This window comes from Pelagibius sp. CAU 1746 (genome assembly GCF_039839785.1).
GTDB lineage: Bacteria > Pseudomonadota > Alphaproteobacteria > Kiloniellales > Kiloniellaceae > Pelagibius.
On record NZ_JBDOQT010000001.1, the window covers coordinates 3,380,570 to 3,396,312 of the forward strand.

A 15,743-nucleotide genomic window follows, 5' to 3' on the forward strand; every position below is an offset into this window, starting at 1 on the left:
TCATGCAGAAATCCCGCAGCTTACAGTTTCAGCTTGCCAGGGAAGTAGTGGTTATAAGCAAGCGCGTAGTCCGGCGAGTTCATCAACTCGTAGAACACAACCCGCTCAACCCAGGCGCGCTGGCTGTCGAGGACCTTTTTCATGTAGGCGTCCTCTTCCAGGGTCGGGATCAACTCGTCCCAGGCCTTCAGCTCGGCGTCGAGGATCTCCTTGGAGGTCCGGTGGACGGTCACGCCATGTTCGGACTGCAGCTTCTGCAGGTCCGAAGAATAGTTATCCAGCGCGAGCGCGGTATTGGAGGTGCTGACCGCCTCCACGCCGTACTGCAGGATGGCCGACAAATCGTCCGGCAGGTCGTCGAAGAAATCCTTATTGAAGAGGAATTCGAACGACTCACTGGCCTGGTGATAGGACGACAGCATGTAGTTCTTGGCCACGTCCTGAGCACCGAAGCGCATGTCGGACGACGGATTGTTGAACTCGAAGGCGTCGATCACGCCGCGCTCCATGGCCGGCACGATTTCACCGCCCGGCAACTGGGCCACGCTCATGCCGAGACGTTGCATGAGATCGGCGGCCAAGCCCACGGTGCGGTACTTGAAGCCCTGCAGGTCCGACACCTTGCTGACCGGCTCCTTGAACCAGCCGAAAGGCTGAGCCGGCATCGGGAAGCCGTAGAAGCCATAGACGTTGAGGCCGAGAATCTGCTGGGTCAGTTCCGCGTAGAGCTCCTTGCCGCCGCCGGCATAGAACCACGCCAGCATGGTGTTGGCGCTGCCGCCGAACACCGGACCGGTGCCGAACAGCGAGGCGGCCTTGTGCTTGCCGTACCAGTAGACCGGCACGGTGTGGGCGGCATCGAGCACGCCGTCGTTCACCGCGTCCAGCACCTGGAAAGCCGCGACCACGGCGCCAGCAGGCAAGAGGTCGACTTTCAGGCGGCCGCCGGACATCTTTTCCACGCGCTCGACATACTGGCGGGCGAAATCCATCCAGATATCGGAGGCCGGCCAGGACGTCTGCATCTTCACAACCAGCGGGGCCTGGCCGATGGCAGCCGGCGCCGCCAGCGTGCTCGCCGCGGTCGCACCGGCGGCAATGGCGCCGCCTTTCAGGAGCTTGCGGCGCGATACTGCTTTTGTTTCGGACTTATTCTTCACAGCTTTCCTCCCATTTTTATTGATGACCCGTCGTGGGCCGGTCCTCCTCGGACTTTGGCTGGCATCGAGACCGGACGTCACCAACCCTTCAAAACTAGCACAAACCACCTTCGATTCTTGTGCAAATCCACAAATCGTGAACATACCGCAGAACCGAAACGGAACCGACCAGGCGACAACCCGGCCACCGCACCAGCGGCCGCGTGGCGGCGCCGTGGCGGTATTGCGGCGATCAATTGACTGAAATTCCTGGTCGCAGGCGACCGTCACCGGCGGTGCGACAGCCCTCGCCACGACCGCGCGATACCGGCGCTACCCAAGGTCCTGCGGCGCGCTGTTGCTTTCCTCCCTAAGTACCATTTCGTTCCACCGCCCCTGTTTCCCGAGGCTTTCACCGTGGCTGATTCCCGCAGTCCGGGAACCCGCTTCATACTGCACGACAAATCTTCGTAACCACAACAGAAATTGGTCGAAAATTGGTCCTGCAGCGGGTTGTTTTCCATACCAGTTTTGGCCCGATACGCCCTTTAAGGCCGGCCGGAATACTACGCCGCCGCCACAACCATGACCATAGCGGAAGACAACTTATTCGTCGCTATCGGCCATCTCGCAATCGCTCCGGCGAGAATGGCGATGCCGGCTGCCGGCCCCGCCTACCCCAGCATCCGCTCGCGCCGGGGGTCGAACAGCGGCTCCGGCTGCAGTCGCGCCGCACGGAGGTCCCCCAGGATCTCGATCTGAAAGCCGCCGCCGGCCGCCGCCAGCTCCGCCGGCACATAGGCCAGCGCCACCGAGCAGTCGGCCCAGTGGCAGTAGCCGCCGGAGGTGACCCAGCCGACCACCCCGCCGTCGTGCCACACCGCCTCGTCGCCCACCACGTCGGCGCCGGCCGCATCGACGACGAAAGTGACGAGACGCAGCCTGGGGCCGGCGTCCTTCTCTCTCAGCACCGCGTCGCGGCCGATGAAGTCGTTCTTGCGCAGGTCGACGAAGCGGCCGAGCCCCGCCTCCGCCGGGGTGTAGATCGGGCGGTACTCGCGCGCCCAGGTGCCATAGCTCTTCTCCAGGCGTAGGGAGAGAATGGCGCGGAGGCCGAATTGCCGCAGGCCGAGGTCCCCGCCGGCCGCCAAGAGGTCGTCATAGAGGCGGCGCAGATCGTCCGGGGCCACCCAAAGCTCATAGCCCAGGTCGCCGGTGAAATTGATCCGCCCGACCCAGGCCGGCACCATGCCGAGATCCATCCGCCGGAAATCCATGAAGGGAAAGGCCGCGTTGGAAACGTCGGCATCGGTGAGCCGCGCCAGCAGCTCCCGCGACTTCGGCCCGGCGACGATAAAGCCGTGCATATCGCGGCTGCGCGCGCGCAGCGTCACTCCACTGTCGGGGAGGTGCTGTTCGAACCAGCGCATGTGATAGTCCTCGGCAGGGCCCGAGCCGAAGATGAAGAAGCGCTCCGGCCCCGCCTTGGCGACGGTGAAGTCGCCGATGATCTTGCCGGCGGGGTTCAGCATCGGCGTCAGCACCAGACGGCCCTCCCGCGGCATGCGGTTGGCCAGCAACTGCGAGAGCCAGCCCTCGGCCCCGGGTCCCGTCACCTCGTACTTGGCGAAGATGGCCGTCTCCGTCATGCCGACCGCCTCTCGCACCGCCTTGCACTCGGCCTTCACGGTCTCGAAAGCGTTGGAGCGGCGGTAGGTCGGGGTCTCGATGGGCTCCTCGCCCTCGGGGGCGAACCACAGAGCGTGCTCCATGCCGTAGGACGCGCCGAAGACGGCGTTTTCCTCCTTCAGGCGATCGTAGATCGCCGTGGTGCGCAGCGGCCGCCCCGCCGGAAGCTCCTCGTTCGGGAAGGTGATGCGGAAACGGCGGCCGTAGTTCTCCCGCACCTTGGCGTTGGTGTAGGCCATGGTCGCGAAATCGCCGAAACGGGATACGTCCATGGCGAAAACGTCGAAGCCCGGATCGCCCTCGGCCATCCAGTTGGAGAGCGCCAGGCCGACGCCGCCGCCTTGACTGAAACCGGCCATGACGCCGCAAGCGACCCAGAAATTCTTCAGACCGCGCACCGGGCCGACCAGCGGGTTGCCGTCGGGGGCGAAGGTAAAGGGGCCGTTGATGGCCTGCTTGATGCCTGCCGTCTCCAGCGCCGGGAAGTGGTCGAAGGCAAGCTCGAGGTTGCCGGAAATGCGGTCGAGGTCTGGCGGCAACAGCTCATGGCCGAAGTCCCAGGGTGTCTGCTTGGGCGACCAGGGCACGCAGTTGCGCTCGTAGGTGCCCATCACGAGGCCGCCGCGCTCCTGGCGCATGTAAATCTCGGCGCCGAAGTCGATGCAGTGCGGCAGTTCCTGGTCGCGCCCCGCCACCTCCGCCATTTCATCGGTGACGAGGTAATGGTGCTCCATGGCCAGCACCGGCAGTTCCAAGCCGACCATGCGGCCGACCTCGCGCGCCCAGAGGCCGCCGCAGTTCACCACGTGCTCGGCCTTGATGCCGCCCTTGTCCGTAACGACTTCCCATCCCCCGCCGCTCAGCGGCTGCAGATCCACCACGCGGGTGAAGCGCTCGATCTCGGCGCCGCCCAGGCGCGCCGACTTGGCGTAGGCGTGGGTGACGCCTGAGGGATCGACGTGGCCCTCCATCGGGTCGTGGAGCGCGCCGAGGAAGCGCTTCTCGTTGATGAGAGGATGCAGATCCTTCGCCTCCTCCATGGAGATGAGCTCGGTCTCCAGGCCCAAGACCCGCGCCTTGCCCTGGGTCACCTTCAGGAAGTCCAGCCATTCCGGCGTGTCCGCCAGCATCAGGCCGCCCGGCATATGCACGCTGCAGGACTGGCCGGAGATCGCCTCGATCTCCTTGTAGAGGCTGATGGTGTAGCTCTGCAGCTTGGCGACGTTGGGGTCGGAGTTCAGCGTGTGCATGCCGCCGGCGGCGTGCCAGGTCGATCCCGAGGTCAGCTCGCTGCGCTCCAGCAGCACCACGTCGCGCCAGCCGGCTTTGGTCAGGTGGTAAAGGACGCTGCAACCGACGACACCGCCGCCGATAACAACGGCCTGAGCATGGGATTTCATAAAAACTTCCTTGTGTTACCGCCTGTTCTTCTATTCCCCTCCCGGGATCCGCCAGTTCCAGGAATAGTCGGCTGCCATCCGCCTTTCAGGTCCGCAAGCGACCATCCGTGGCGCGGAGAGGATAAGGCGCGGGGCGGCGCGGCAGCGGGAAATGGAACATTTCCTCCGCTGTGGCGTCAGTCTTGACGACGGCGCCCGTTGCGGCCGCTTGCCACCGTCTTTTGCCCGGAAATTGCCCTTGGCCGGGACGCGGCGCCGTCGCTTAGGGTCTGCCCGCATTTCCCGCCCCTCCGACAGACAGAGACACGAGACCGCCTCATGCCGAGACCGTTTTCCCGACGCAGGCTGCTGGAACTGGCCACCCTGGGGGCCGCCTGCGGCGCCGCCGGTCCTGCCCTGCTGGGGCCGCTGGAGGCCTGGGCGCAAAGCACCGCCGGCCTGCGCTTCGGCCCGGCGCGGCCCTTCAGCTTCGAGGCGCTGACCGGGCGTGCGAAAGAGGCTGCCGCCGGGCCTTACCGGCCGCCCTATCGCCCGGCGCCGGAAGTGGTGGAGCAGATCGACTACGAGGCTCACGGCAAGATCCGCTTCGACCCCGGCCGGGCGCTCTACGGCCCCGGTGCGTCCGGACCGCAGAGCGCCTATCCGGCGACCTTCTTCCATCTCGGCCGCTTCTTCGGCAAGTCGGTGAAGATGCACGACCTGCGGGACAGCGCAGGCGGCATGGCCGCGCGGGAGATCCTCTATGCGCCTGACTATTTCGAGATGCCGCCGGACTCCGTCGCCCGCGAACTGCCCGAGGATTCCGGTTTCGCAGGATTTAGATTGCAGGAATCGACGGGCCGCGACGACTGGCGGACCCACGACTGGATCGCCTTCCTGGGCGCATCCTACTTCCGCGCCATCGGCGAGTTGGAGCAATACGGCCTCTCGGCGCGCGGCGTGGTGGTGAACCCGACGCTCTCGGGCCCCGAGGAGTTCCCCGACTTCACCGAGTTCTATATCGCTCCGGCCGCGCGGCCCGGCGATGCGGTGGCTGTCTACGCCCTGCTGGATGGCCCCAGCCTGACCGGCGCATTCCGCTTTTCCCTGACGAGGAACGCGGGCGTCACCATGGACGTGGAGAAGCACCTCTTCCTGCGCCGCGATGTGGCGCGGCTCGGCCTGGCGCCCTTGACCTCCATGTACTGGTACGCGGAGGGCGACCGTCCCGCCCGCGTGGACTGGCGCCCGGAGATTCACGATTCCGACGGCCTGGCGCTGTGGACCGGCAAGGGCGAGCGCCTCTGGCGGCCCCTCAACAATCCGCAACGGGTCACCCTTTCCTCTTTCTTCGACGACGACCCGCGCGGCTTCGGCCTGCTGCAGCGCGATCGCGATTTCGACCACTACCTTGACGGCGTCCGCTACGAGCGCCGCCCCAGCCTCTGGGTCGAGCCGCTGGGCGACTGGGGTCCCGGCAGCGTCCAGTTGCTGGAGATTCCCACCGACGACGAGATCCACGACAACATCGTCGCCTGCTGGGTACCGCAAGCGGCGGCAAGAGCGGGCGACAGCCGGCATCTGACCTACCGTCTCCACTGGCTGGCCGAAGAACCCTATCCGGCCCGCGACTTCGCCCGGGTGACAGCCTCGCGCCTGGGCCGCGGCGGCCAGCCCGGCAAGCCGCGACCGCCGGGGCTCACCAAGTTCGTGGTGGATTTCGACGGCGGGCGCCTGCCGGGCCTGTCGGCCGGAAGCGAGCCGGAACCGGTGGTCACCGCCTCACGCGGCAACGTTTCCCGCAGTTTTGCCGAGCCGGTGCCGGGCAGCGATACGTGGCGCGCCGTCTTCGATCTTGAACTCGACTATGGAGGCATCGGGAGCGAAGAGCCGGTGGAACTGCGGATGTATCTGGCGCTGGGCGACCAGCCGCTCAGCGAGACCTGGCTCTACCAGTACCGGCCGGACCGCGAGCCCCCCAGCTAAGGCGCAAAGTCACCCCAGACGCCTTCCGCGTGCAAAGCACGCAAGGGATACGCCTTGATCCGGCCAAGCGACGCCGACTATCGTCAATTGGATTAATCAATCTGATGATGGTTGAGGGCGGAAAATCTATGCCGGGGCAGAAGACCACCCAGGAACCCATGGATGGCGGAGACACGGACACCTCAGTCCGCATCGAGGATGCCGACCTGCGCCGGCTGTTCGATTACTGGCGGTCCCTGCGCCAGGGACGCTCCATGCCGTCGAAGAACGACATCGACCCGCTGGATATCGGCTGGGCGCTGTCGCGGATCTACCTGCTCGACTACACGCCCGCCGCGGGCTTCGTGTATTGCCTGGCGGGGGTGGAAGTGGCCGGAGTCTTCGGGCGGGCGAACCTCAAAGGCCTGAAACCGCGCGACTTCCTGCCGCCGGATCGTGCCGTCATGGTCGAAGGGCTCTTTCGCCGGGTCGTCGAGGAGCGCTGCGTCATGTGGATGAAAGGACTGATCTACCTGCGCGCAGACAGGGTGCCCACGGGCGAACGCCTCTTCCTGCCGCTCGGCGACGACGCGGGGAACGAGGTCACCGGGATTCTCGGCATGACCGTGGTCCACTCGGTCGCTCCGGAAGGCCCCATCGGAATGAGTTATCCCAAGGACCATTTCGTTCCGGTCGATGACCTGCCCTGAAATCGCAACATCGAGAGGGCGCGTCCATGGCGGCGAATAGGGAGCGGCCTGGCCCAAGCACCGGAGAGTCTCCCGCCGTGTCCTTCCTGGAGAAGCCGGACCTGCGCAGGCTGTTCGATTACTGGCGGTCCCTGCGCCGGGGACGCCTCATGCCGTCGAAGAACGACATCGACCCGCTGGATATCGGCTGGGCTCTGTCGCGGGTCTTCCTCATGGACTACCGGCCCGCCGAGGGCTTCACCTACCGGCTGGCGGGCACGGAGGTCTCAAGCGTCTTCGGGCACTCCAACCTCAAGGGGCTGAACCTACGCGACGTGGTGAAACCGGAGCGCCTGGCCTTGATCGAAAGCGCCTGGACGCGGGTGGCGGAGGATCAAAGCGTCGTCTGCATGTCGGGCATGGTCTACCACGGCGTCGACCGGACCTCGATCGGCGAACGCCTGCTGCTGCCGCTGGCCGACGAGGCCGGGGGGCCGGTCACCGGCCTGCTGGGCATGACGGTCGCCAATTGGGTGACGGGCGAGGTTACCGAGGAGATGAGGGCCATCGACGTCAAGGCTATCCCCGTCGAAGAGATTCCTTGAGGCCTCAGCTCCAAGGAAAAGGACTGTGGGAGACCGGGTGCAGGTCGCCTTCGGCGTAGCGCGAGAAGCGGAAGGGCTTCAACAGTTCGGGCGTCCCGTTCAGCATTTCCTCGGCCACCAGCTTGCCGACGCCGATCATCTTGTAGCCGTGGTTGGAGTCCGCGATGACGTAGGCGTTCTCGCGGAAGCGGTCGAAGACCGGGAAGGAGTCCGGCGTGAAGCAGCCGATGCCGCCCGAGGGCTCCTTCTTGTAGAGGCCGATCTTCCCCTCGAAGCGCTTGTGGCAATGCGCCAGGGCCGAGCACCACATGTGCACGAACTCCGGCGAGGCGACGAACTCCGGCGAGGACGGCCCATAGGGGTCGATGGCGACATCGTCGACCGGCGTGGTGACCTCGTAGGGCGAGGCGCCGCCCTGCACGCCGTTGAAATGGAAATCCGGCTTGTAGTAGATGCCCCAGAGCTGGTCGGTGATGAGTGAGCCGTCGACGTCGGAATGGAGCGGCGCGTCGGTATCCACGTGCATGACCGGCGGCATGGCGCCGTCGTTGGTGGTGAGGGTGCCCGGCTCGACGCCCAGCACCCCCTCCTCCAACTGCCAGTAGCGCCACATGGGCACGTCCTCGTGCAGCGTGCCGTCCTTGCCCTTGATGGCGACGCTCTTGGGCAGCTCCAGCATGTCCCAGAAGTCGCGCACCCAGGGACCCGTACCGATGACGAGCTGGTCGCAGGCGATGCGCCCCTTGTCGGTCTCGACGGCGGCCACGGCCTCCGAATTGTGGCCGAACTCGAAGCCGGTGACGGTGACGCCGGTCAGCACGCGCACGCCCAGCGCCTCGGCCTTGCCGGCGAGGCCGTAGAGCGCCGCGGTGTTGTTGGCGTAGCCGCCCTTTTTCTCGTGGAGGACCGAAGTGATGCCCTTGGCCTGCCAGTCGTCGAAGAGCCCCTTCATGTAGCGGTCGGAATCGCCTGCGCCCTCGATGAAGACCGACTCGTACCCGATGGCCTGCTGCTGCTTGTAGATCGAGGCGACGTCCTCGTGCATCACCTCCGGGCTGATCTGCATATAGCCGACGGGGTGGTAGCTGTAGGCCTTGGGGTCGCTCTCCCAGACCGCGACCGAGTGCGCCATGAGCTCGCGCATGGCCGGCTGGAAGTAGTTGTTGCGCACCACCCCGCAGGCGATGCCGCTGGCCCCGGCGGCGATGCCGCCCTTGTCGATAACGAGCACGTCCTTGCCGCCGCCCTGGCCCCGCGCCTCCAGCGCCTGCGCCAGGTGCAGCGCGGTCGAGAGACCGTGGATACCGGCGCCGATGATCACGTAGCGGCTGCTGTCCGGAAAGGCCATGGAACTCCTCCAGGGGGCTGATTTCCGGGAGAGACTAAGATCTTTCCGGGGCCTTGGGCGCACAATCGGCGAGAACGATAACCCTGCATCGGCTGAAGCGATGACCGGTAAAATCAGGGTGGCGGAGGTCGCTTTCGCGCTAAACTGCAGGAATGAAGCTTCCGTTTTTTGGTACCCGGCCCCGCAGAGCTCAGGAACCCAGTGCGGCGGTATACCTGCGCGACGCGCAGATAGTCTTGCACTCCCAGTCAAAGACGGATGTCGGTGTCTGGATCGCTTGCGCCCCTTTCCTCACGCTGGCATCGGATTCGTCCGACCAGGAGTTGGGCGAGGCCGTCCTCGCAGCCTTGGCCGGGTCCAAGGAGAATGTGCCTCATCCGAACCAGTCGAAAAGGAGCAAGATCGTCACGCCGCTGCTGAAAGCGGCCAAAGTGAAGTCATGGAACACCTTCGCGCGTGACACATCGTCGGTAAGCCTCAGACAGCGCGAAAACACAACATTCTTCACGCCGATGGAAAACCAGGGTACGAAGAGTGGCTTCGTCGATATGCAAGGCTCCGCGCTTTCGATCCTCGATGGTTCGGCGCAGGAGGTCGGCGCAGCGCTCCGCGAAGCGCTTGATCTGGCGGGTCGGTGATATGGGACGGGGCGGATGATGAAGACCAAAGCCCTTCAATGCCTTACGGCCCTGCTTACCCTGAGCGTTACAGCTCTCCCCTCCGCAGCCGCGGCGGAGCAAACTCCGGCGACCTACTGCGTAACGATCAGCGTGACTATCGAAGAAACTGAAGCTCTCGTAAGCCGCCTGGATGGCTTTGCCCTCAATGCCGGTCTGACCTTTGAGACCACCGATCCTGGCGGCCGCTACTACGTGACTTCTGATGATTCCGCCATGATCGCTTTGCGTAACGGCATGGCGGAGTTCGGATCGATCTTGTCCTATGTTCCAATGAACAAGGAAGCTTCGGGTGATTTGCCTGTGAAGCTCGAGCAATTCGTGGCCCAGAGAATTTCGCCCAGTTACGATACGATGCTTTGTCAGGAGATCGACGGCTTCAGCATGCCCACGATCTTTCGCTAAGTTTGGGCAGTGGCTTGCCGCCGCTCCTGCCGGCCCCTTCATCGGCCCCCTTGATGGAAGGGCGAATTAGAGGAACCAAGGCCGCTTTGCGACTAGTGTAAGCGGGAGCGCATCCCTGCCCCAGGACCCCGAGGCGATAGGCATGGAAGTCAAAGAGCTTTGGACCGATGCGGACTTCGACCAGATGGGTTGGCACGACTGCCGCATCTACGCTGTGCGGTTTCCGGACAGCGAACACCGGCTGACGCTGGATATCGACTATATCTTCCGCTGGGAAAAGCTGCCGGACGGCAGCTTCCGGTTCTGGGTCTCGCCCTGCGAACTGGTCTTCCGGAACGTGTCGGACTTCAAGGCCGGGGTCGACTTCAAAGACTACATGCAGCTCTTCATCATGGAGCTGAAGCGCGGCGATCCGCGCCCCTCTCCCTATGGGCAAGTCACCCTCCGGGACTATGAAATCGACTGCGACAACGGCCGGATCGCCTTCGCAGCCAGCGGTTTCGAGCAGCGGATCCGGGAGCAGCCCCGGCCGCTCGGCCCGGAGCAGGATCTGGGCCGCTAGCCCCTCCATCACCCCTGCCGATTCCCGAGATTGAATAATCCGATAGTACCGCCCGGCGCTGGACCTAGGCGGGCCGCCGCGGCCTAATGGCCCGACCTCAGTTCCCAGGAACCCTTTGGATATGGCGCGATATTCGGTCTTTTCGCTGCTCGGCAACGCCCTGAGCGGCAACAGGAAGTGGGAGCGCGTATGGCGCTCACCTGAGCCCAAGCCGGCCTATGATGTCATCATCATCGGCGGCGGCGGGCATGGCCTGGCCACGGCCTACTATCTGGCCAGGAACCATGGCATCACCAACGTCGCGGTGCTGGAAAAGGGCTGGCTGGGCGGCGGCAACGTCGGGCGCAACACCACCATCGTGCGCTCCAACTACATGCTGCCGGCCAACGCCCATTTCTACGAACACTCGATGAAGCTGTGGGAGGGACTCTCCCGGGACCTAAATTACAACGTCATGTTCTCCCAGCGCGGGGTGCTGAACCTGGCGCACAGCCCAAGCCAGATGGACGCCTATGCGCGGCGCGGCAACGCCATGCGCCTGCACGGCATCGACGCCGAGTTGCTGGACCGCGATCAGGTCGCCAGATACGCGCCCGGCATCGACATGTCCCCGACCACGCGCTTCCCCATCGCCGGCGGCCTGCTGCAGCCGCGCGCCGGCACCGCGCGCCACGACGCGGTGGCCTGGGGCTTTGCCTACGGCGCCGACCGTCAGGGCGTCGACCTGATTGAAAACTGCGAGGTGACCGGCTTTATCCGCGAGGGCAGCGCCATCGTCGGCGTCGAAACCACGCGCGGCACCATCCGCGCCGGCAAGGTCGGCGTCGCCGTGGCCGGCAACTCCTCGGTAGTGCTGCAGAAGGCAGGGCTGAACAACATTCCCATCGAAAGCCACGTGCTGCAGGCCTTCGTCTCCGAGGCACTGAAGCCGCTGATCGACGGCGTCGTCACCTTCGGCGCCGGACACCTCTACATCTCCCAGTCGGACAAGGGCAGCCTGGTCTTCGGCGGCGATATCGACGGCTACAACTCCTACGCCCAGCGCGGCAACCTGCCCATCGTGAAGCACGTGGCGGCAGCCGCCGTCACGCTCTTCCCCAACCTCGCCCGCCTGCGCCTGCTGCGCTCCTGGGGCGGCATCATGGACATGTCGATGGACGGCAGCCCGATCATCTGCAAGGGGCCGGTCGACGGCCTCTACATCAACGCCGGCTGGTGCTACGGCGGCTTCAAGGCGACCCCGGCATCGGGCTGGTGCTTCGCCTCGACCATCGCCAACGACGCCCCGCACGAGCTGAACGCCGCCTTCACCCTGGAGCGCTTCTGCCAGGGCCGCGTCATCGACGAGCGCGGCGCCGGCCCGCGCCCCGAACTTCACTAAAGCCATACTGCATTAGGAGGCCGCAAGAATGCTGATCCCCTGCCCCCATTGCGGCCCGCGCGACGTCGGTGAATTCACCTACGGCGGCGACGCCACCAAGGAGCGTCCCGATCCCGAAAGCGCCAGCGCCGAGGACTGGTGCGATTACGTCTTCCACCGCGACAACCCGCGCGGCCGCCACGTCGAGTACTGGCACCACGGCCAGGGCTGCCGCCTATGGCTGAAGGTGACGCGCGATACCGTGACCCACAAGATCGAAGGCACCGAGCTCGTCGGCCCTTGGGCGGAATCGGCGCCGAAGCAAGGGCGCGACGTGGCATGAGCGGCTATCGCCTTTCTTCCGGCGGGCAGATCGACCGCAGCAAGCCGCTGAGCTTCACCTTCGACGGCAAGCGCTATCAAGGCTATCAGGGCGACACCCTGGCCTCGGCCCTGCTGGCCAACGGCGTCGACCTCTTCGGGCGCAGCTTCAAGTATCACCGCCCGCGCGGCCTCTTTTCGGCCGGCGTCGAGGAACCCAATGCGCTGGTCACGCTGCGCAGCGGCGCGCGCGCCGAGCCCAACACCCGCGCAACGGTGATCGAGCTCTACGACGGGCTGGAGGCGACGAGCCAGAACCGCTGGCCTTCCCTCGCTTTCGACGTCATGGCGATGAACCAACTCGCCGGGCCGATCCTCTCGGCGGGCTTCTACTACAAGACCTTCATGGGCCCGACGGCCAAGGCCTGGATGCTCTACGAGCACTTCATCCGCAAGGCGGCCGGCCTCGGCGCCGGGACCAAGCTGCCCGACCCGGACCGCTATGAGGAGATGAACGCCTTCTGCGATGTGCTGGTGGTCGGCGCGGGCCCGGCCGGCCTCATGGCCGCCACAGCCGCGGCTTCCAGCGGCGCGCGCGTCATCCTCGCCGACGAGCAGGTCAGCCTGGGTGGCAACCTGCGCGGCTCAGCCAGCGCCCAGGACAGCCTTGCTGAGCTGGCGGCGCTCGACAACGTCACCCTGCTGCCGCGCACCACGGTCTATGGCTACTACGACGACAACACCCTGGGCGCCGTGGAGCGCGTTGCCGACCACGTCGCGGCCCCGGCCGAAGGCCAGCCGCGCGAACGGCACTGGACCATCCGCGCCAGGCAAGTGGTGCTGGCCACGGGCGCCATCGAGCGGCCCATCGTCTTCGGCGACAACGACAAGCCGGGCGTCATGCTGGCCGACGCCGGCCGCCTCTATATCGAGCGCCACGGCGTCGCTCCGGGCCGCCGAGTCGCCCTCTTCGCCAACAACGACGGCGCCTATCGCAGCGTCGCGGCGCTGGCCACCGCCGGCGTGGCCGTGAGCGCCATCGTCGACGCCCGCCGGGAGATCGGCGCCGAGGCGCAGGCCATCGCCGTGGAGAGCGGCGCGGAACTGCTGCTCGGTCAGGCGGTCACGCGCGCGCTCGGCGGTCAGCGGCTCAGCGGCATAGAAGTCGCGGCCTTCGATCCTATCCAAGGCGCGCGTGACGGCGCCCAGCGCCAGATCGGCGCCGACTGCCTGCTGGTCTCCGGCGGCTGGACCCCGACCATCCACCTGGCGAGCCAGGCCGGCGGCCCGGCGCGCTGGGACGACACCCTGACCGCCTTCCTGCCGGGCGAGGCCTCGCAGCCCTGGCGTGCCGCGGGAGCCTGCAACGGGGCGCTCGGGACCGCCGCCGCCCTCGCCGAGGGTGCGCAAGCCGGGTCGGAGTCGGCGCGCGCCTGCGGACTTTCGCCCCATCCGGCGGCCCTGGCGGGCGCGGAAGACGAACCCCTGGCCGACGCGCCGCTGCCGGTCTGGGACGCCCGCCCCCCGCACGGCAAGGGCAAGGCCTTCGTCGATTTACAGCATGATGTCACGGCCTCGGACATCTCCCTCGCCCACCGCGAGGGCTTCCGTTCGGTGGAACACCTGAAGCGCTATACCACGCTGGGCATGGCGACCGACCAGGGCAAGACCTCCAACGTCACCGGGCTGGCGCTCATGGCGCGGGAGCTCAAGCTCTCGATCCCCGAAGTCGGCACCACCCGCTTCCGCCCGCCCTATACGCCGGTTTCCCTCGGCGCGCTGGCGGGCCAGGCACGCGGCGCCCACTTCCGGCCGACCCGGCGCTCGGCGCTGCACGACTGGCACCTCGCAAACGGTGCCGAGATGCAGGCCGCCGGACTCTGGCTGCGCCCTCGCACCTATGCCGGAAGCAACGAGACGGTGGAACAGGCTTATATCCGCGAGGCGCGCCAGGTACGCGAGAGCGCGGGCCTGGTCGATGTCTCGACTCTGGGCAAAATCGACGTGCAGGGTCCGGACGCGGCGGAGTTCCTGAACCGAGTCTACTCCAACGGCTTCCTGAAGCTGCCGGAAGGCAAGGCGCGCTACGGCCTGATGCTGCGCGAGGACGGTTTCCTGTGGGACGACGGAACCACCTGGCGACTCAGCGAGACCCAATTCCTCATGACCACGACCACCGCCAACGCCGCGCCGGTGCTCTCGCAACTGGAGTTCCTGCTGGCGGCGGTCTGGCCGGAACTGAAGGTCGCCGTCACCTCTGTCACCGAGCAGTGGGCGGGCATGGCTGTCTCCGGCCCCAAGAGCCGCGACGTTCTCGCCGCCGTCCTCGACGATGTCGACATGTCGAACGAGGCCCTGCCCTTCATGGGCGTGCGCAAGGGGCACTTGGGCGGCCTGCCGGTGCTGGTGGCCCGGCTCTCCTTCTCCGGAGAACTGGCCTACGAGGTCTACTGCGGCGCCCATCACGGGGAAGCAGTGTGGACCCGCATTCTGGAGGCGGGCGAACCCTTCGGCATGATCCCCTACGGCGTCGAGGCGCTGGGCACCCTGCGCATCGAGAAGGGCCACGTCGCCGGGCCGGAGCTGGATGGCCGCACCACGGCGGCGGACCTGGGCCTGGGCGGCATGACTTCGCGCAAGAAGCACTACATCGGTTCGTCGATGCTGGAGCGCGATGGGCTCTCCGATCCGGCGCGGCTGAAACTGGTCGGCTTCGTCTCCGCCGACGGCGGCAGGATCCGCGCCGGCGCGCACCTCATCGCCGCCGAGGATGCCGCCTCTCCGCCACGCAGCCTCGGCCACGTGACCTCCACCACCTACAGCCCGGCGCTGGAAAAGTACATCGCCCTCGGCCTGCTGGAGAACGGGCCGGAGCGCATCGGCGAAAAGCTCCTCGCCACCTACCCCCTGAAGAACATCAGCGTGGAGGTAGAGGTGGTCTCTTCCCACTTCTTCGATCCCGACGGGAGCCGCATGCATGTCTGACGTTCTCTCGCCTCTGAAGGGCCATAACGAAGCCCGCGTGCCCACAGGTGAAGCGGGCGTCACACTCACCGAGCGCAAGCTGATCTCCCTGGTGCAGGTAGCCGCCTGGCCGGAAACCGCCGAACAGGTCGAGGGCATCATCGCCTCCCTGGTCGGCTGCGCGCCGCCGCAGGGGCCTTCGGGATCCAGCGGCGGTGCCGGAGGTGCCATCCTGGCGCTCAGCCCCGGGCGCTGGCTGGTGGAGAGCAGCGATCCCCGTCTCGCCCAGCAGCTCTGCGGGCAGATCCCGCCGGCTCTGGGCGCCGTCACCGACCTCTCCCACGCCCGCATCGCCATCCGGATCGCCGGGCCCAAGGCCGCCTGGGTGCTGGCCAAGGGGTTCGCCCTCGACCTGCACCCCGAAGCCTTCCCGCCGCTGAAGGTGGCACAGTCGGCAGCCCACGAGATGGGCGTGATCCTGCGCCGCCTCGGGACCGAGAGCTTCGACCTTTATGTCTACCGGGGCTTCGCGCTATCGTTCTGGGAATGGCTGACCGAGGCGGCGGCGGAGACAGGTTACCGCGTCGATCCGCCCGGCAGCGCCTGAGGCCGTTCCCACGGCCTCATTAAAAGGGGCCGA

General features: G+C 66.4%; 13 protein-coding genes. 10 read left to right on the forward strand and 3 right to left on the reverse strand.

What is annotated here, in order from left to right; all coding sequences use genetic code 11:
* Positions 1 to 20: 20 nt before the first annotated feature.
* Together AAFN88_RS16115 and AAFN88_RS16120 are read right to left on the reverse strand one after the other, a co-directional pair.
* The gene (locus AAFN88_RS16115; RefSeq protein ID WP_347521426.1) at positions 21 to 1,160 is read right to left on the reverse strand and encodes a TRAP transporter substrate-binding protein; all 1,140 of its coding nucleotides are present in this window, start codon (positions 1,158 to 1,160) and stop codon (positions 21 to 23) included.
* 653 nt (positions 1,161 to 1,813) lie between these two features.
* Positions 1,814 to 4,228 carry an FAD-dependent oxidoreductase gene (locus AAFN88_RS16120; protein ID WP_347521427.1) on the reverse strand — a complete coding sequence of 805 codons (2,415 nt, stop codon included), beginning with the start codon at positions 4,226 to 4,228 and terminating at the stop codon, positions 1,814 to 1,816.
* Between the two features lie 318 nt (positions 4,229 to 4,546).
* Between AAFN88_RS16120 and AAFN88_RS16125 the strand changes: the two genes are divergently transcribed.
* The 3 genes from AAFN88_RS16125 (at position 4,547) to AAFN88_RS16135 (ending at position 7,466) form a co-directional block, all read left to right on the forward strand.
* Entirely contained in the window at positions 4,547 to 6,193 is a 1,647-nt protein-coding gene (locus AAFN88_RS16125; RefSeq protein WP_347521428.1) for a glucan biosynthesis protein D, read from the forward strand.
* Between the two features lie 128 nt (positions 6,194 to 6,321).
* Positions 6,322 to 6,882, forward strand: a complete 561-nt coding sequence (locus AAFN88_RS16130; RefSeq protein WP_347521429.1) for a PAS domain-containing protein — start codon at positions 6,322 to 6,324, stop codon at positions 6,880 to 6,882.
* Positions 6,883 to 6,959: 77 nt separating this feature from the next.
* On the forward strand, positions 6,960 to 7,466 hold the full coding sequence (locus AAFN88_RS16135; protein WP_347521430.1) for a PAS domain-containing protein: 507 nt from the start codon (positions 6,960 to 6,962) through the stop codon (positions 7,464 to 7,466).
* Positions 7,467 to 7,470: 4 nt separating this feature from the next.
* Here the strand turns inward: AAFN88_RS16135 and AAFN88_RS16140 are convergent, their stop codons facing one another.
* Positions 7,471 to 8,814 carry an FAD-binding oxidoreductase gene (locus tag AAFN88_RS16140; RefSeq protein WP_347521431.1) on the reverse strand — a complete coding sequence of 448 codons (1,344 nt, stop codon included), beginning with the start codon at positions 8,812 to 8,814 and terminating at the stop codon, positions 7,471 to 7,473.
* A 152-nt stretch (positions 8,815 to 8,966) separates the two neighbouring features.
* Here AAFN88_RS16140 and AAFN88_RS16145 point away from each other — a divergent pair, with 152 nt between their 5' ends.
* The 7 genes from AAFN88_RS16145 to AAFN88_RS16175 all read left to right on the forward strand — a co-directional run bounded on the left by AAFN88_RS16145 (position 8,967) and on the right by AAFN88_RS16175 (position 15,710).
* Complete coding sequence (locus AAFN88_RS16145; RefSeq protein WP_347521432.1) at positions 8,967 to 9,452, forward strand: hypothetical protein; 486 nt, start codon at positions 8,967 to 8,969, stop codon at positions 9,450 to 9,452.
* Between the two features lie 15 nt (positions 9,453 to 9,467).
* Entirely contained in the window at positions 9,468 to 9,896 is a 429-nt protein-coding gene (locus AAFN88_RS16150) for a hypothetical protein (protein WP_347521433.1), read from the forward strand.
* Positions 9,897 to 10,038: 142 nt separating this feature from the next.
* Positions 10,039 to 10,458 (forward strand): hypothetical protein, encoded by a 420-nt coding sequence (locus AAFN88_RS16155; protein WP_347521434.1) that lies wholly within the window; start codon positions 10,039 to 10,041, stop codon positions 10,456 to 10,458.
* Positions 10,459 to 10,579: 121 nt separating this feature from the next.
* Positions 10,580 to 11,839: a sarcosine oxidase subunit beta family protein gene (locus AAFN88_RS16160; protein WP_347521435.1), complete on the forward strand. Its 1,260-nt coding sequence runs from the start codon at positions 10,580 to 10,582 to the stop codon at positions 11,837 to 11,839.
* Between the two features lie 28 nt (positions 11,840 to 11,867).
* On the forward strand, positions 11,868 to 12,161 hold the full coding sequence (locus tag AAFN88_RS16165) for a sarcosine oxidase subunit delta (RefSeq protein ID WP_347521436.1): 294 nt from the start codon (positions 11,868 to 11,870) through the stop codon (positions 12,159 to 12,161).
* Positions 12,158 to 15,124, forward strand: a complete 2,967-nt coding sequence (locus AAFN88_RS16170) for a sarcosine oxidase subunit alpha family protein (protein ID WP_347521437.1) — start codon at positions 12,158 to 12,160, stop codon at positions 15,122 to 15,124. The genes AAFN88_RS16165 and AAFN88_RS16170 overlap by 4 nt, the downstream gene beginning before the upstream one ends.
* Positions 15,117 to 15,710, forward strand: a complete 594-nt coding sequence (locus AAFN88_RS16175) for a sarcosine oxidase subunit gamma family protein (protein ID WP_347521439.1) — start codon at positions 15,117 to 15,119, stop codon at positions 15,708 to 15,710. The genes AAFN88_RS16170 and AAFN88_RS16175 overlap by 8 nt, the downstream gene beginning before the upstream one ends.
* Positions 15,711 to 15,743 lie beyond the last annotated feature (33 nt).